At 69.4% G+C, this 14,192-nt stretch carries 13 protein-coding genes; 8 read left to right on the top strand and 5 right to left on the bottom strand.

Annotated features, from left to right (window positions below):
• Positions 1 to 8 precede the first annotated feature (8 nt).
• Together ACX1D3_RS12440 and ACX1D3_RS12435 are read left to right on the top strand one after the other, a co-directional pair.
• Positions 9 to 2,558, top strand: a complete 2,550-nt coding sequence (locus ACX1D3_RS12440; RefSeq protein WP_458994145.1) for a DEAD/DEAH box helicase — start codon at positions 9 to 11, stop codon at positions 2,556 to 2,558.
• Positions 2,559 to 2,631: 73 nt separating this feature from the next.
• Positions 2,632 to 3,570 (top strand): acyl-CoA thioesterase, encoded by a 939-nt coding sequence (locus ACX1D3_RS12435; protein ID WP_458994144.1) that lies wholly within the window; start codon positions 2,632 to 2,634, stop codon positions 3,568 to 3,570.
• Positions 3,571 to 3,579: 9 nt separating this feature from the next.
• Here ACX1D3_RS12435 and ACX1D3_RS12430 read toward each other — a convergent pair whose 3' ends face one another.
• A complete protein-coding gene (locus ACX1D3_RS12430) occupies positions 3,580 to 4,344 on the bottom strand; it encodes an isoprenyl transferase (RefSeq protein ID WP_458994143.1) in 765 nt (254 codons plus the stop codon).
• Between the two features lie 30 nt (positions 4,345 to 4,374).
• On the opposite strand from ACX1D3_RS12430, the gene recO reads away from it, so the two are divergent.
• Positions 4,375 to 5,097, top strand: coding sequence for a DNA repair protein RecO (recO, locus tag ACX1D3_RS12425; protein ID WP_458994142.1), 723 nt, complete (start codon positions 4,375 to 4,377; stop codon positions 5,095 to 5,097).
• 45 nt (positions 5,098 to 5,142) lie between these two features.
• Here the strand turns inward: recO and ACX1D3_RS12420 are convergent, their stop codons facing one another.
• From ACX1D3_RS12420 to ACX1D3_RS12405, 4 genes are read right to left on the bottom strand one after another with little or no spacing between them, the layout of a single operon-like run.
• Positions 5,143 to 5,544 (bottom strand): Fur family transcriptional regulator, encoded by a 402-nt coding sequence (locus ACX1D3_RS12420; RefSeq protein WP_458994141.1) that lies wholly within the window; start codon positions 5,542 to 5,544, stop codon positions 5,143 to 5,145.
• Positions 5,531 to 6,517 (bottom strand): metal ABC transporter permease, encoded by a 987-nt coding sequence (locus ACX1D3_RS12415; RefSeq protein ID WP_458994140.1) that lies wholly within the window; start codon positions 6,515 to 6,517, stop codon positions 5,531 to 5,533. Before ACX1D3_RS12415 ends, ACX1D3_RS12420 begins: the two co-directional genes overlap by 14 nt.
• Complete coding sequence (locus ACX1D3_RS12410; RefSeq protein WP_458994139.1) at positions 6,514 to 7,266, bottom strand: metal ABC transporter ATP-binding protein; 753 nt, start codon at positions 7,264 to 7,266, stop codon at positions 6,514 to 6,516. Before ACX1D3_RS12410 ends, ACX1D3_RS12415 begins: the two co-directional genes overlap by 4 nt.
• The gene (locus tag ACX1D3_RS12405; RefSeq protein WP_458994138.1) at positions 7,253 to 8,197 is read right to left on the bottom strand and encodes a metal ABC transporter substrate-binding protein; all 945 of its coding nucleotides are present in this window, start codon (positions 8,195 to 8,197) and stop codon (positions 7,253 to 7,255) included. The genes ACX1D3_RS12410 and ACX1D3_RS12405 overlap by 14 nt, the downstream gene beginning before the upstream one ends.
• Before the next feature lie 181 nt (positions 8,198 to 8,378).
• On the opposite strand from ACX1D3_RS12405, the gene ACX1D3_RS12400 reads away from it, so the two are divergent.
• The 5 genes from ACX1D3_RS12400 to ACX1D3_RS12380 all read left to right on the top strand — a co-directional run bounded on the left by ACX1D3_RS12400 (position 8,379) and on the right by ACX1D3_RS12380 (position 14,191).
• Positions 8,379 to 9,695: an ABC transporter substrate-binding protein gene (locus ACX1D3_RS12400; protein WP_458994137.1), complete on the top strand. Its 1,317-nt coding sequence runs from the start codon at positions 8,379 to 8,381 to the stop codon at positions 9,693 to 9,695.
• An 81-nt stretch (positions 9,696 to 9,776) separates the two neighbouring features.
• A complete protein-coding gene (locus tag ACX1D3_RS12395; RefSeq protein WP_458994136.1) occupies positions 9,777 to 10,769 on the top strand; it encodes a carbohydrate ABC transporter permease in 993 nt (330 codons plus the stop codon).
• The gene (locus tag ACX1D3_RS12390; protein ID WP_458994135.1) at positions 10,766 to 11,671 is read left to right on the top strand and encodes a carbohydrate ABC transporter permease; all 906 of its coding nucleotides are present in this window, start codon (positions 10,766 to 10,768) and stop codon (positions 11,669 to 11,671) included. Before ACX1D3_RS12395 ends, ACX1D3_RS12390 begins: the two co-directional genes overlap by 4 nt.
• A 56-nt stretch (positions 11,672 to 11,727) precedes the next feature.
• Entirely contained in the window at positions 11,728 to 12,030 is a 303-nt protein-coding gene (locus tag ACX1D3_RS12385; protein ID WP_458994134.1) for an antibiotic biosynthesis monooxygenase family protein, read from the top strand.
• Between the two features lie 16 nt (positions 12,031 to 12,046).
• Positions 12,047 to 14,191: an alpha-galactosidase gene (locus ACX1D3_RS12380; protein WP_458994133.1), complete on the top strand. Its 2,145-nt coding sequence runs from the start codon at positions 12,047 to 12,049 to the stop codon at positions 14,189 to 14,191.
• Position 14,192 lies beyond the last annotated feature (1 nt).

Below are 14,192 nucleotides of genomic sequence, written 5' to 3'. Positions count from 1 at the left end.
CCAGGGGCATGCCGAAGCTCACCGATCCCGTCGCCACTGACCCCGATTCCCTGTACGCCCGGTTCACGGACTGGGCGGAGGGGGAGGGCGTCTCGCTCTACCCCCACCAGGACGAGTCCGCCATCGAGCTGTTCACCGGGAACAACCTGATCCTGTCCACCCCGACGGGGTCGGGCAAGTCGATGGTGGCGCTGGCGGGGCACTTCGCGGCGTTGGCGACGGATCGGGTGAGCTTCTACACCGCCCCCATCAAGGCCCTGGTCAGCGAGAAGTTCTTCTCCCTGTGCCAGGTCTTCGGGGCGGACAACGTCGGTATGGTGACCGGCGACGCCTCCGTCAACGCGGACGCGCCCATCATCTGCTGCACGGCCGAGGTGCTGGCCAACATCGCGCTGCGGGAGGGCCGCTCGGCGGATGTGGGCCTGGTCATCGCCGACGAGTTCCACTTCTACTCCGAGCCGGACCGGGGCTGGGCCTGGCAGGTGCCGCTGCTGGAGCTGCCGCAGGCCCAGTTCCTGCTCATGAGCGCGACCCTGGGCGACGTCTCTGCGCTCGCCGACGACCTCACCCGGCGCACGGGGCGCCCCACCAGCCTGATCAGCGACGCCGAGCGACCCGTCCCGCTGCTCTTCGAGTGGTCGATGACGCCGCTGCAGGAGCGGGTGGTGGACCTCATCCAGGAGCAGAAGGCGCCCGTCTACATCGTGCACTTCACCCAGGCCGAGGCGCTCGAACGTGCCCAGTCGCTGCTGTCGCTCAACCTCATCACGAAACACGACGCCACTCGGATTGCCGAGGAGATCGGCGCGTTCCGCTTCGGCCCCGGCTTCGGAAAGATCCTGTCCGGCCTGGTGCGCCGGGGCATCGGCGTCCATCACGCGGGGATGCTGCCCAAGTACCGGCGCCTCGTCGAGCAGCTCGCACAGACCGGCCTGCTCAAGGTGATCTGCGGCACCGACACCCTTGGGGTCGGGATCAACGTGCCCATCCGCACGGTGCTGTTCACAGGGTTGTCCAAGTACGACGGCACGAGAGTCCGGCGCCTGCGGTCGCGGGAGTTCCACCAGATCGCCGGCCGCGCGGGCCGGGCCGGGTTCGACACGGTCGGCTTCGTCGTCGTGCAGGCACCCGAACACGTCATCGAGAACGAGAAGGCCCTCGCCAAGGCCGGCGACGACCCCAAGGCCCGCCGCAAGGTGGTCCGCCGCAAGCCGCCAGAGGGCTTCGTCGGCTGGAACGAGGAGACCTACGAGCGCATCGTCGTAGCGCAGCCCGAGCAGCTGGTGTCGCGGATGCAGGTCACCCACGCCACCGTCCTCAACATCGCGCAGCGGCCAGGCAGCGGCGCCGAGGCCATGCGCACCCTGATCGGCTCGTCGCACGAGCCGCCGGACCGCAAGCGCGCGCTCACCAGGCGGGCGCTGGCGCTCACCCGGGGGCTGCTGCACTCGGGCGTGCTGGTGAAGCTCGCCGCGCCGGACCCCGACGGCCGCTGGTGCGCGATGGCCGACGGCGTCCGCGACGACTTCGCCCTCAACCAGCCGCTCGCACCGTTCGCGGTGGCCTCGCTGGCCCTGCTGGATCCGGATTCGCCCACCCACCACCTGGACGTCGTGTCCATCATCGAGGCGGTCCTCGAGAACCCCTTCCAGGTCCTGCTGGCCCAGCAGTTCGTGGCACGGGGGGAGGCCGTCGCGCAGATGAAGGCCGACGGGGTGGAGTACGACGAGCGGATGGAGCGCCTCGAGGAGGTCACCTGGCCCAAGCCCCTCGACGAGCTGCTCGAGCACGCCATGGGGATCTACGCGCAGTCCCATCCGTGGGTGGATGCCTCCGCGCTCGCCCCCAAAGCGGTGGTGCGAGACATGTGGGAGCGCGCGATGAACTTCACCCAGTTCGTCGCCTTCTACAAGCTGCAGCGCACCGAGGGCGGGCTGCTGCGCTACCTGTCCGACGCCTACCGGGCGCTGCGGCACACCGTCCCCGACGAGCACCGCAGCGAGCAGTTCGACGACCTGGTCGAGTGGCTGGGGGAGACCGTGCGGCAGACGGACTCCTCGCTGCTCGACGAGTGGGAGGCGCTGACGGACCCGGACAAGGTCGCGGCCGCCGTGGCGGCGGCCGCACAGGGCGCGCCCCCGCCGCCGCCCAGGCCGGTGACCGGCAACGAGCGCGCCTTCACCGCGATGATCCGCACCGCCATGTTCAGGAGGGTCGAGCTGGCGGCCAGGGACGACATCGACGGCCTCGCCGCCATGGAGGCCGCGGCCTCGGCGATGGCCGATCCGCCCCTGGAGGTCCTGATGGACGCGGATGCCTGGGACGAGGCGCTCGGACGGTACTGGGACGAGCACGACGACCTGCTGACCGACGGCGACGCCCGTGGCCCCGGGCTGTTCCGCATCGAGAAGGGCCGCGACCGCTGGACAGTCCTGCAGGTGATCCACGACCCCGCGGGCAACCACGACTGGATGATCCGCGCGGAGGCCGACCTGCCGGCCAGCGACGCGGCGGGCTCCGCGGTGGTCCGCGCGGCCGGCTTCGCGCGCCTGGACTGACCGGCCGTCGGCCGGCCCGCTGTGGATACGATGCCCGCGGGAGGGAGACCCGATGCCTGGAACCCAGCGGGGCGTGACCCTGAGATTTCTCGCCGAGCCCATGGACGCCAACGTCCGCGGGGTGATGAGCGCCGGCAAGGTGCTCGAGTGGATCGACAAGGCGGGGTACGCCGCCGCCGTCGGGTGGGCCGGCACCTACGCGGTCACCGGGTACGTCGGCAACATCCACTTCACCCGCCCCATCGAGGTGGGGGACCTCGTCGTCGTGCAGGCGCGCGTCGTGTTGACGGGGCGGACCTCTCTTCAGGTGGTGTGCACCGTGAGCAGCGGGGACCCGCGGTCGTCGGTCAGGGTACTCAACACCCAGTGCGTGCTCCAGTTCGTGGCGATGGAGGACGGGCGCCCGGTGGAGGTGCCCCCGTTCGAGCCGCGCGACGACTGGGAGCGTGGCCAACATGACAGGGCCGTCGAGATCAACGTCGCGCGCCGCGCCATCGAGGAGGAGATGCAGCGCCAGGACTACGACCTCGAGACGCAGTCCTGCCGCGAGACGCTGCGGTTCCTCGCGGCGCCCACGGACGTCAACTGGGGCGGCAAGGTGCACGGCGGCTACGTCATGAACTGGATCGACCAGGCCGCCCAGGTGGTGGCCGAACGCTGGCACGCGGGACCCGTCGCCTCGGTCTTCGCCGGCGGGGTGCGGTTCTACCGGCCGATGTTCATCGGCGACCTGGTGGAGGTCAGCGCGCGCCTGCTCCACACCGGCACCACGAGCATGCACGTCTCGGTGCACGTGCGCTCCGGCGACCCGCGGACCCGCGACCTCCGGGAGACCACGCACTGCACCATCGTCTACTGCGGGGTCGACGAGCTGGGCCGCAAGCGTCCGGTGCCGCCGTGGGAGCCGGCCCTTCCTGGCGACGTGGCACTCGACGCCCATGCCCGGGCGATGATCGAGATCAGGCAGCGGCTGCTGCGTCCGGTCCCCAAGGAGCTTCCGCCGGACCTGTGACGCGGAGGCTCACGCGGAGCCGAACCGCCGTTCCCTGGTGGAATACTGCTCGACGGCTGCCCACAGGTCGCGACGGTCGAACTCCGGCCACAGCCTGTCGAGGAAGATGAACTCGGCGTAGGCGGACTGCCAGAGCAGGAAGTTCGAGGTGCGCTGCTCGCCTGAGGAGCGCAGGAACAGGTCCACGTCGGGGATGTCGGGCTCGTCGAGGAACCGGGCGAACCGGTCCTCCGTCAACCGGTCCGGATCCAGTCTGCCCGCCTTGGCCAGCCGGGCGATCTCGCGGGCGGCGTCGACGATCTCGGCGCGGCCGCCGTAGTTGACGCAGAACTGCAGGGTGAGCGTGTCGTTGGATCGGCTCATCTCCTCGGCCACCTCGAGCTCCTTGATCACCGATCCCCACAGGCGGGGACGGCGGCCCGCCCACCGGATCCGGACGCCGAGGTCGTTGAGCTCGTCGCGGCGGCGGTGGATGACGTCGCGGTTGAAGCCCATCAGCCACCGCACCTCGTCGGGGGACCGCTTCCAGTTCTCGGTGGAGAACGCGTAGGCCGAGAGGTAGGGGATGCCGAGCTCGACTGCGCCATGGATCACGTCCAGCAGTGACGCCTCGCCGCGCGCATGGCCCTCTGTGCGCTTGAGCCCCCGCTGCTTCGCCCACCTGCCGTTGCCGTCCATCACGATGGCCACGTGGCGCGGGAGCGCCGCCTTCGGGATCCGGGGGGCGGTCGCGCCGCTGGGGTGGGGGGTGGGGAGGCGGCGGGGTGTGGGCACGTCCCGAGCCTAGCCGCCTAGACTCGGTGCGTGCCGACCTACCGCGACCAAGCAGTGGTGCTCCGGACGCATCAGCTGGGCGAGGCGGACCGCATCATCACGCTGCTGACCCGGTCCCACGGCAAGGTGCGGGCCGTCGCGAAGGGGGTGCGCAAGACCTCCAGCAAGTTCGGTGGCCGCCTTGAGCCGTTCCACCACGTCGACATCCAGTTCGCGGAGGGCCGGGGGTCGCTGGAGGTGGTCACCCAGGTGGAGGCCCTCCACGTGAGCAGGCTCGCTGGGGACTACTCGCGGTTCACGGCCGCCGAGGTGCTGGTGGAGACCGCGGACCGGCTGGTCGCCGAGGAGCACAGCCCGGCTTTGCAGCAGTACCGGCTCCTGCTGGGGGCATTGCGGGCGCTTGAGGCGGCCGACCGCCCGGCGCCTCTGGTGGTGGACTCCTACCTCCTGCGTGCCCTCGCGGTGGCCGGCTACGCCGTCGCGACGGCCGCCTGCGCGGGCTGCGGCAACGCGGAGGTCCCCTGGTTCTCCCCGATGGGAGGCGGGGCGGTGTGCACCCGTTGCCGCACCTCGGGCTCCGGCCAGCTCGACGACGCCTCCCGGGCGCACCTGGGTTCGCTGCTGAGCGGCGACTGGGCCGGGGCCCTGGCCACGGACCTGGCCACGGCGAAGCGGGTCGACGGCATGGTGGTGGCCTACGCCACCTGGCACATGGACCAGGCGTTGCGGTCGCTGCCGTACTTCGAGCGCTAGTGAACCACTGATCACTGCGGCGGGAGCCGGGTGGTCAGTGGTTCGTCAGGCGGCGGAGCAGGCGCTGCAGAGGCCGAAGACCTCCACCTCGTGCACCACCTCGGTGAAGCCGTTGGCGTGCGCCACGCCCGCGGCCCACTCCTCCACCTCGCGGGCGGCGATCTCGATGGAGTACCCGCAGGAGCGGCACACGAGGTGGTGGTGGTGGCCGGACGAGCAGCGTCGGTACGAGGCCTCTCCGTCGGAGCTGCGCAGGAGGTCCACCTCGCCCGCCTCCGCCATGGCCTGCAGCGCGCGGTAGACGGTGGCCAGACCCACCTTGGCGCCGACCTCGCGGAGCTGGTCGTGCAGCTGCTGGGCGGTGCGGAACTCCTCGCCGCCCTCGAGCAGGTCCCTGATGGCGGCGCGCTGCCACGTGTGCCGGGTGGCCGGTCTAGTGCTCGTCATAGTGGTCTCCGTGCCGGGCGTGCCGGTGGCCGTCGTGGACGTAGTCGAGGTGGTCGCCGTGCTGGATCACCTTCACGCCCGCGGTGTGGGCGAAGCTGTCGTCGTGCGCCTCGGCTGCGCGGTAGTCGTGGTGACCGTGGTCCTCCACGTAGGGGATGAACCGCGCCGAGCGGCGGAGCCATCGGCCGAACAGCCAGGACAGGGCGAGCAGCGCGATGGCGGTGACCACGATGGTGGCGCCCGTCGCGGTGTCCAGGTAGAACGACCCGACCGTGCCGCCGACGGCGGCCACCGCGCCAATCCCCATCGCCCCGAAGAACGATGCGGTGAAGCCGACGAACGACTGCTGGGCCGTCGCCACGGGGATGACCATCAGGGCGCTGATGAGCAGCAGCCCGACCGTCCGCATCGAGACGGTGACCGTGATCGCGGCCAGCACCACCACGAGCAGGTTGAGCACGCGGACCTTGATGCCGAGGACGCGTGAGTAGTCCTCGTCGACCGAGACGGCGAAGAGCCGCGGTGCCAGGCCGACGGTGACCACGAGGATGACGACGGCCAGCACCCCGATGATCCACACGTCGGACTCGCTGACCGAGGTCAGGGAACCGAAGAGATAGGCGGAGAGGCCGCCCGCGCCCTGTCCCGCGACCCCGGCCATGAGGACGCCCGAGGCGAGGCCCCCGTAGAAGAGGATCGCAAGCCCCAGATCTCCAGACGCCTTGCCGTGCTGCCTGAGCAGCTCGACCAGGACGGCGCCGGCCGTCGCGGTGACCACCGCGACGGGAAGGGGTGCCCACCCGGTCATCAGGGCGAGCCCGACGCCCATGATGGCGACGTGCCCCAGGCCGTCGCCGAGGAGGCTCATCCGCCGCTGCACGATGAAGGTCCCGATGGCGGGCGCCACCAGCCCGCTCAGGAGGGCTGCGAGGAGTGCCCGCTGCATGAAGGGCAGGCTGAGTGCGTCGATCATCGGAGGGTTCCGGAGATCGGATCGGTCAGGCCGACGACAGAGACGAGTTCCTCGTCTGGCCCGCACTCGTGCGCCCCGGATGCCTCGACGTCGACGGTGCGGCCGTCACACAGCGTCACCGAGCGGTGGAGGACGGCCTCCATCGGCCCGAGCTCGTGCAGCACCACCAAGAGGGCCAGACCCTCATCGCCCAGCCGGGCCAGTAGGTCCGCCAGGCCGGCCTGGCTGTGGAGGTCCACCCCCGCGAGGGGCTCGTCCATGACGAGCAGGTCCGGCTGCGAGGCTAGAGCCCGGGCGATCAGCGTGCGCTGCTTCTGGCCGCCCGACAGGGAGGAGTAGGGCCACCCTGCCCGGTCGGAGAGGCCCACGAGGTCGAGGGCGTGGTCGATCGCGGCGTGGTCCGCCCTGTGCAGCCACTCGAACGGCCTGCGGTGCGCGAGCCGCCCGGAGGAGACGATCTCCCGAACCGTGGCGTTGGCCACGGCAACGGCGGAGTGCTGGGGAACGTAGCCGATCCGGTGCCAGTCATGGAACTCCTCCAGCGGTTCTCCGAACAACTCGACGGTGCCCTCCTGGTGGGGCACGAGCCCCAGCAGCGTGCGGATCAGTGTCGACTTGCCGGACCCGTTGCCGCCCAGCAGCGCCACCGCCTCGCCGGCCGACACAGACAGTGACACGTCGCGCAGGATGGGCAGCCCGCCCAGGGAGACGTAGAGCCCCCGGGCGCTGAGCGGGTCAGGAGCAGCCATTGGCGGAGGAGAGGGCGGAGAGGTTGGCGCGCATGATGGAAGGGTAGTCCGTGCCGGGGGACTGGTCGGTGACCCCCTCGAGGGGGTCGAGCACGGCGGTCTTCAGGCCGAGGTCGCCCGCGATGGATGTCGCGACGGCGTCGGAGGTGAGGGTCTCGAAGAAGATCGTGGTGATGCCGTGGGCCTCGGCCTCCTCGTGGATCTCCGCGATCCGGGCGGGTGAGGGGTCGGCGTCGGGGTTGACGCCGGAGATGCCGATCTCGGTCAGGTCGTAGCGGCTGGCCAGGTAGTGGAAGGCGGCGTGGGTGGTGATGAACTCGCGCCGCTCGCACTCCTGGAGCCCGGAGGCGAGTTCGGCATCAAGGTCCGCGAGGAGCGTCCCGGTGTCGGCGGCTCGTCCGGCGTAGTCGGCCTCGTTGTCGGGGTCGATGGCGGTCAGCCGGGAGCTCAGCTCCTGCACCAGGGCCGACATGAGGGTGGGGTCCTGCCAGAAGTGGGGGTCGAGGTCACCGTGATCGTGCCCGTCATCGGCCGAATGCTCCTCGGCCTCCCCGTCGTGGGCGTGCTCGTCCGCCACCGGGAGCAGCTCGACCACGTCCGCGACGTTGAGGACGTTCTGGGCCCCCGACTGCTCGATCGCGTCGTCGACGGCGGGCTGGAAGCCCTCGAGGTAGACCACGAGGTCGGCGCCGGCAAGGGAGGCGATCTGCTGCGGCGTGAGCTCGAGGTCGTGGGCCTCGGCCCCTGGGGTGGTGAGCGTGCTGACCGACCCGTGTTCGCCGAGCACGGAGGCAGCCGCCCACTCCAGGGGGTAGAACGCCGCCACGACGTGCGGCGCGGCCTGCCCATCTGTGGGCGCCGGGGCGGAGCAGGCGGCCAGCCCGAGGGTCGCGGCGGCGCCGAGGGCGAGGAGACGGAGCGGAACAGTCATGAGAACCATTATCAATTGCAGGGGCATGTGGGTCAACTCGGCAGGCAAAGTCACGGTTTGATAACTCCCCGACGAAAGTAAGGCGGCGGAGCGGGCCGCGGTGGCAGGATCAGGAAAGGAGCGCGCCCGACAGCGATCGTCGGGCGGTGAGACAACTCCACACGCAAAGGAGCGATCTGTTATGCGCAAGACGTTTTCCTTGGTCTCCGGCCTCGCGGCCGTGAGCCTGCTGGCCACCGGGTGTCTCGGCGGCGGATCCACCCCAGACGCCTCAGAGGATGCGGGTGAGGAGACCGCCAAGGAGACCATCCAGATCATGTACGCCTTCTCGGGCGACCAGTCGACGGCCTTCCAGTCGGACATGGACGCTTGGGGAGAGGCCAACGGCATCTCCTTCGACTGGATCCAGTCCAACGAGTTCGAGGTCCAGATCAACTCGAAGGTCCAGTCCGGCAACGCCCCGGACATCGCGATCTTCCCCCAGCCCGGCATCCTCAAGGCGCTCGCCGAGGAGGGTGAACTCGCCGAGCTCAGCACCCAGGTGGACCTGGACCAGCTGCAGGAGGACATCATCCCGGGCTTCCTCGACGCGGCCACCGTCGACGACGTGGTGTACGGGGCCCCGATGGCCATGAACGGCAAGTCGTTCTACTGGTACAACAAGCCCGCCTTCGAGGAAGCCGGGTACACCGTGCCCAAGACCCACGATGAGCTGCTGGCGCTGCTCGACCAGATCAAGGCCGACGGCGTGGCGCCGCTGTGCTACGGCATGGAGTCCGGCTCCGCCACCGGCTGGCCGGCCACCGACTGGATCGAGGACTACGTCCTGCAGACCGGCGGCACCGACGTCTACGACAAGTGGGTCAGCGGCGAGATCAAGTTCGACAGCCCCGAGATCCGCGAGGCATACGCCATCTACGACGAGGTCCTCATGACCGAGGGCAACGTGTACGGCGGGATCCAGAACTCGTCGTCCAACGCCTTCGCCACGGCGCTGAACCCGATGTTCGACCCGGAGCCGAAGTGCTACCTCGGCAAGCAGGGCAACTTCATCACGCAGCAGGGCTTCTTCCCGGACGAGATCTTCGCCCAGCTCGACACCGTCGTGGGCATGTTCGTGACCCCCAGCGTCAAGGGTGAGAGCCCGGTGCTCGGCGGAGGCGACCTCGCGGCCGCGTTCACCAAGAACGACGCCAACGTCAAGAAGACCCTGGCCTTCATGACCACCGATCCGGAGTTCGGCGACGCCCAGGTCGGCACGGGGGCATGGCTGTCCCCGCTCAAGACCTTCGACGCCGAGAAGTACCCCAACCAGGTGCTCAAGGACGTGGCCGCCTCGGTGGCCGAGTCGTCCGTGTTCCGCTTCGACGGTTCCGACCAGATGCCCGGTGCCGTCGGCTCCGGCAGCTTCTGGACCGGCATGGTGGATTACACCAGCGGCCGCACCGACCTCGACGCCACCCTGCAGGCCATCGACGCCAGTTGGCCCGCGAGCTAGTCGGCGCCCCCTCCAATCCGTGTCGGCGGTGGCCCGAGAACGCTCGGACCACCGCCGACCTCACCACTCAGGAGCAACCCCATGTTTGAAAAACTCGGCCTCGCGCTCGGCGCGGTCGTGGTGGGTGTGCTGGGTGCGGTGGCGCTGTTCTGGCTGTTGAACAAGGCATGCGAGCTCCTCCCGAAGAAGTGGGAACTCCGCCTGAAGCCCTACGCGCTGCTGTTGCCGGCCTACGCCGCGATCGGCATCTTCCTCCTCTATCCCGCCGTCGAGACAGTCACGGCCAGCTTCCGGCGCGGCCGCAACGGCCGGCTGCTGGAGTTCGTCGGCCTCGACAACTACACCCGTCTGTTCGCCGATCCCCGATTCATCAACACGCTGATCAACAACGTGCTCTGGATCATCGTGGCTCCGGCCGCCATCGTGGCCTTCGGCCTGCTGGTCGCCGTGCTGGTGGACAAGCTCAAGCCGATGGCGGAGAAGACGGCCAAGTCCATCATCTTCCTGCCGATGGCCATCTCCATGGTCGGCGCCTCCACGATCTGGAACCTGGTCTACGCCTGGCGTCCTGAGGGCTCCTCGCAGGTGGGTCTGCTCAACGCGATCGTCGTCGCGCTGGGTGGCTCGCCCCAGACGTGGCTGCAGATCGACGCAGTCAGGTTCAACACCTTCCTGCTCATGGTGGTCTACATCTGGACCCAGGTGGGCTTCGCGATGGTCCTTCTGTCGGCCGCCCTCAAGGGCGTACCGGAGGACACCATCGAGGCCGGGCGGATCGACGGCGCCTCGGAGGGCGCCATCTTCTGGCGGATCATCCTCCCCCAGGCGTGGCCCACCGTGATCACGGTGTTCATCACCGTGCTCATCGGCGTGATGAAGATCTTCGACATCGTCTACGCGATGACCAACGGCAACTACAACACCAACGTGTTGGGCAACGCGTTCTACGCGGCGCTGTTCCGCAACGGTGATCCCGGCACAGCGTCGGCCATCGTCGTGATCCTCATCATCGCCATCATCCCGGTCCTGGTGTACCAGGTCCGGCAGTTCCGGCTCCAGGAGGCGAACTCATGAGCGTCGTCGTTTCCCCCAAGAAGGTCAAGGTCAAGCGCGGCGAGGAATCGGCCCGCTCGGTCGGATCGGGAAAGTTCCTGTGGCTGATCGAGTCGATCGTCGTGATCATGTGCCTCCTGTGGCTCATCCCCACCATCGGCCTCTTCATCACCTCGCTCCGGCCGCGCTCCGAGGCCAACTCCAACGGCTGGTGGAACGTGTTCGCCAACCCCACCCAGATCACGATCGAGAACTACGGCGAGGTCATGACCACGGGCGCCACCCCCTTCGGCGAGGCGTTCATCAACTCGATGACGGTGGCGATCCCGGCGACGATCATCCCCATCCTCATCGCCGCATTCGCCGCGTACGTGTTCACCTTCATGGAGTTCAAGGGACGTGACGTGCTGTTCATCGTCATCGTCGGCCTCCTCGTGGTGCCCAACTCGGTCTCGTTCGTGCCACTGTCCATCATCTTCCAGCAGCTCGGCATCAACGGCCAGTTCGCCACCGTCTGGCTGGCGCACACCGGCTTCGGCATGCCGCTGGCGGTCTACATCCTGCGCAACTACATGGCGTCCCTGCCGAAGTCCGTCGTGGAGTCGGCGGAAATCGACGGCGCGTCGCACTGGCAGACGTTCTGGCGCCTCATCATCCCCATGTCGATGCCTGCGCTGGCCTCGTTCGCGATCTTCCAGTTCCTCTGGGTCTGGAACGACCTGCTCGTGGCCCTGATCTTCCTCGGCCAGGGCGAGAACGCGGTGCTCACCATCGCGCTGGCCGGCGTTCTGGGCACCCGCGGCGAGAACTGGCACCTCCTCACCGCCGGTGCCTTCATCTCGATGATCCTCCCGCTCGTGGTGTTCTTCGCACTGCAGCGGTACTTCGTCCGGGGCCTCACCTCGGGCGCGGTCAAGGGCTGAGCCGCTCCCCGGGCCGGTGGAACAGCGTTCCCCGGCCCGGGGTAGCCTTCACTCCCGTGCTGGTCATCACACGTTTCTCCGCCCCCGGTCCCCACTTCGTCGACGAGGCGATGGCCGTTGTCCGGTGGTGGTCCGCGCGCCCCGGATGCCTGGGGATCGAGCTCGTGCGCAACATCGACGACCCCGGGCTCTTCGCCCTCGTCGGGCGGTGGGCCAGTGTGGGGGAGTACCGGCGCTCCTTCAACGGCTACGAGGCCAAGATGATCCTCACGCCCCTGCTGTCCCGCGCCGTCGACGAGCCGAGCGCCTATCTCCCCGCCGACGAGGTCGGCGAGAACCTTCCTCGCGGCACCTACTGAACCCAGGGGGTCCCACATGAACACCCGCCTTCTCCTCACCGCCGCCGGGGTCTCGATCGCCGTGTCGGTGGCGGAGTCCCGCCTGCCCGAGGTGCTGCACTGGGGCCACGAGCTCCAAGCGCTCACGGCCGACCAGTTCGACGCCCTCGCTCTCGCCAACGTCGTCCAGGTGGGGCCGAACAACCCCGATCTGCCGCCCCGCTTCGGCATCCTGCTGGAGGGACGCCACGCCTGGGCCGGACGCCCCGGCCTGGTCGGCTCCCGTGCCGGCCGGGACTGGACTCCGGACTGGGCGGTCACCGGCGTCCTGGCCGACGGACGCCCCGCGGAGCCGTTGGCCAACCTCGGGCCGTGCACCGTCGAGTTCCAGGCGCACTCGGCCACGTCGCGGCTCGACCTGAGGATCACGCTCGAGCTCACCCCGCAGGGCCTGGTGAGGTTGCGCGGCGAGCTGACGAACCTCGACGAGGCGCCGTTCTCCGTCGACGAGCTCACCCTCGCGCTGCCCGTGCCGAGCAGGGCATCGGAGCTGTTCGACTTCGCCGGTCGCTGGGGAGTGGAACGGTTCCCGCAGCGGCGTGAGTTCACCGTCGGCCAGCACCGGCGCGAGGGACGGCACGGGCGGACCGGGGCCGACGCGGCCTACGTCCTCCACGCCTCGGCTCCCGGACTCGGCTTCCGCTCGGGGGAGGTGTGGTCGGTCCATACCGCATGGAGCGGCAACCACCTCCACGTCGCGGAGCGCGACTTCATCGGGCATCAGGTCCTCGCCGGGGGCGAGCTGCTCCTGCCGGGCGAGGGGATCCTCGGCGCCGGCCAGAGCTACCGGACCCCGTGGCTGTTCTTCAACTACGCCGACGGCCTCGACGAGCAGGCGGACCGCTTCCACGGTTGGCTGCGGTCCCTGCCCCACGCGCCGTCCCCCGAGCGGCCCGTCACGCTGAACGTCTGGGAGGCCGTCTACTTCGACCACGACGCCGATCGGCTCATCGACCTCGCCGAGCGGGCGGCCGCCCTCGGCGTGGAGCGCTACGTGCTCGACGACGGCTGGTTCGGGGCCCGCCGCGATGATCGCGCCGGCCTGGGTGACTGGGTGGTCTCGCCAGACGTGTGGCCCGAGGGCCTTCACCCGCTCGTCGACCGGGTGAAGAACCTCGGGATGGAGTTCGGCCTGTGGTTCGAGCCCGAGATGGTCAACCTCGACTCGGACCTGGCCCGGGCGCACCCGGAGTGGATCATGCAGCCCTCCGGCCGCCTGCCCGTCGAGGCCCGCCAGCAGCACGTCCTCAACCTGTCCATCGACGGCGCCTGGCGGCACGTGTTCTCGCAGATGGACGCCATCCTGACCGAGTACCGCATCGACTACGTCAAGTGGGATCACAACCGCGATCTCATCGACGCAGGCACCGCGCCGTCCGGTGAGCCGGCCGTGCACGCCCATACGATCGCCTACTACCGGCTCCTCGACACGCTGCGCCACCACCATCCCGATGTCGAGTTCGAATCGTGCAGCTCCGGAGGCGCGCGGGTGGACCTGGAGGTGATGCGCCGGGTCGAGCGCGTCTGGGTCTCGGACGTGATCGACCCCCATGAGCGTCAACGGCTCCTGACCTGGACCAGCCAGCTGCTGCCCCCGGAGTTCCAGGGCAGCCACATCGCGTCCGGCCGCTCCCACAGCACCGCGCGCTGGCACGACATCGACTTCCGGGCCGCCACGGCGGTGTTCGGGCATCTCGGCATCGAGTGGGACCTGGCGCAGGCCACGGACGAGGAACTCGGGCAGCTGCGGTGGTGGATCGACTGGTACAAGGCCAACCGCGGTGTGCTGCTGGCAGGGCGTCAGGTGCGCGTGGACATGCGCGAGCCGGACTGCTACTTCAAGGGCGTGGTGACTGAGAGCAAGGCCATCTTCTCGCTGTCGGTGCTGTCGGCCAGCCCTGTGGTCTCACTGGGGATGCTGCCCTTCCCCGGCCTGGATCCCGACGCCACCTATCGCGTCACCGTCATCGACCGCCAGCTCGTCCCGGCCATCCACATCGTGCCATGGGAGGCCGCGGGGAGCCCGCTGGTGCTCCCCGGGCACGTGCTGATGCACGCCGGCATCAGGGCCCCCCAGATGCAGCCGGACACCGCAGTGATCTTCGAGCTGGAGCGGCTGTGAC

The sequence above is a fragment of the Tessaracoccus yangjingae genome (assembly GCF_054483935.1).
This window is presented reverse-complemented; position numbering and strand designations above follow the sequence as displayed.

Coding starts and splice junctions, on each gene's coding strand:
- ACX1D3_RS12440 (WP_458994145.1), top strand. CDS start 9: ATGCCGAAGCTCACCGATCCCGTCGCCACTGACCCCGATTCCCTGTAC.
- ACX1D3_RS12420 (WP_458994141.1), bottom strand. CDS start 5,544: ATGACGAGCACTAGACCGGCCACCCGGCACACGTGGCAGCGCGCCGCC.
- ACX1D3_RS12415 (WP_458994140.1), bottom strand. CDS start 6,517: ATGATCGACGCACTCAGCCTGCCCTTCATGCAGCGGGCACTCCTCGCA.
- ACX1D3_RS12410 (WP_458994139.1), bottom strand. CDS start 7,266: ATGGCTGCTCCTGACCCGCTCAGCGCCCGGGGGCTCTACGTCTCCCTG.
- ACX1D3_RS12405 (WP_458994138.1), bottom strand. CDS start 8,197: ATGACTGTTCCGCTCCGTCTCCTCGCCCTCGGCGCCGCCGCGACCCTC.
- ACX1D3_RS12400 (WP_458994137.1), top strand. CDS start 8,379: ATGCGCAAGACGTTTTCCTTGGTCTCCGGCCTCGCGGCCGTGAGCCTG.
- ACX1D3_RS12395 (WP_458994136.1), top strand. CDS start 9,777: ATGTTTGAAAAACTCGGCCTCGCGCTCGGCGCGGTCGTGGTGGGTGTG.
- ACX1D3_RS12390 (WP_458994135.1), top strand. CDS start 10,766: ATGAGCGTCGTCGTTTCCCCCAAGAAGGTCAAGGTCAAGCGCGGCGAG.
- ACX1D3_RS12380 (WP_458994133.1), top strand. CDS start 12,047: ATGAACACCCGCCTTCTCCTCACCGCCGCCGGGGTCTCGATCGCCGTG.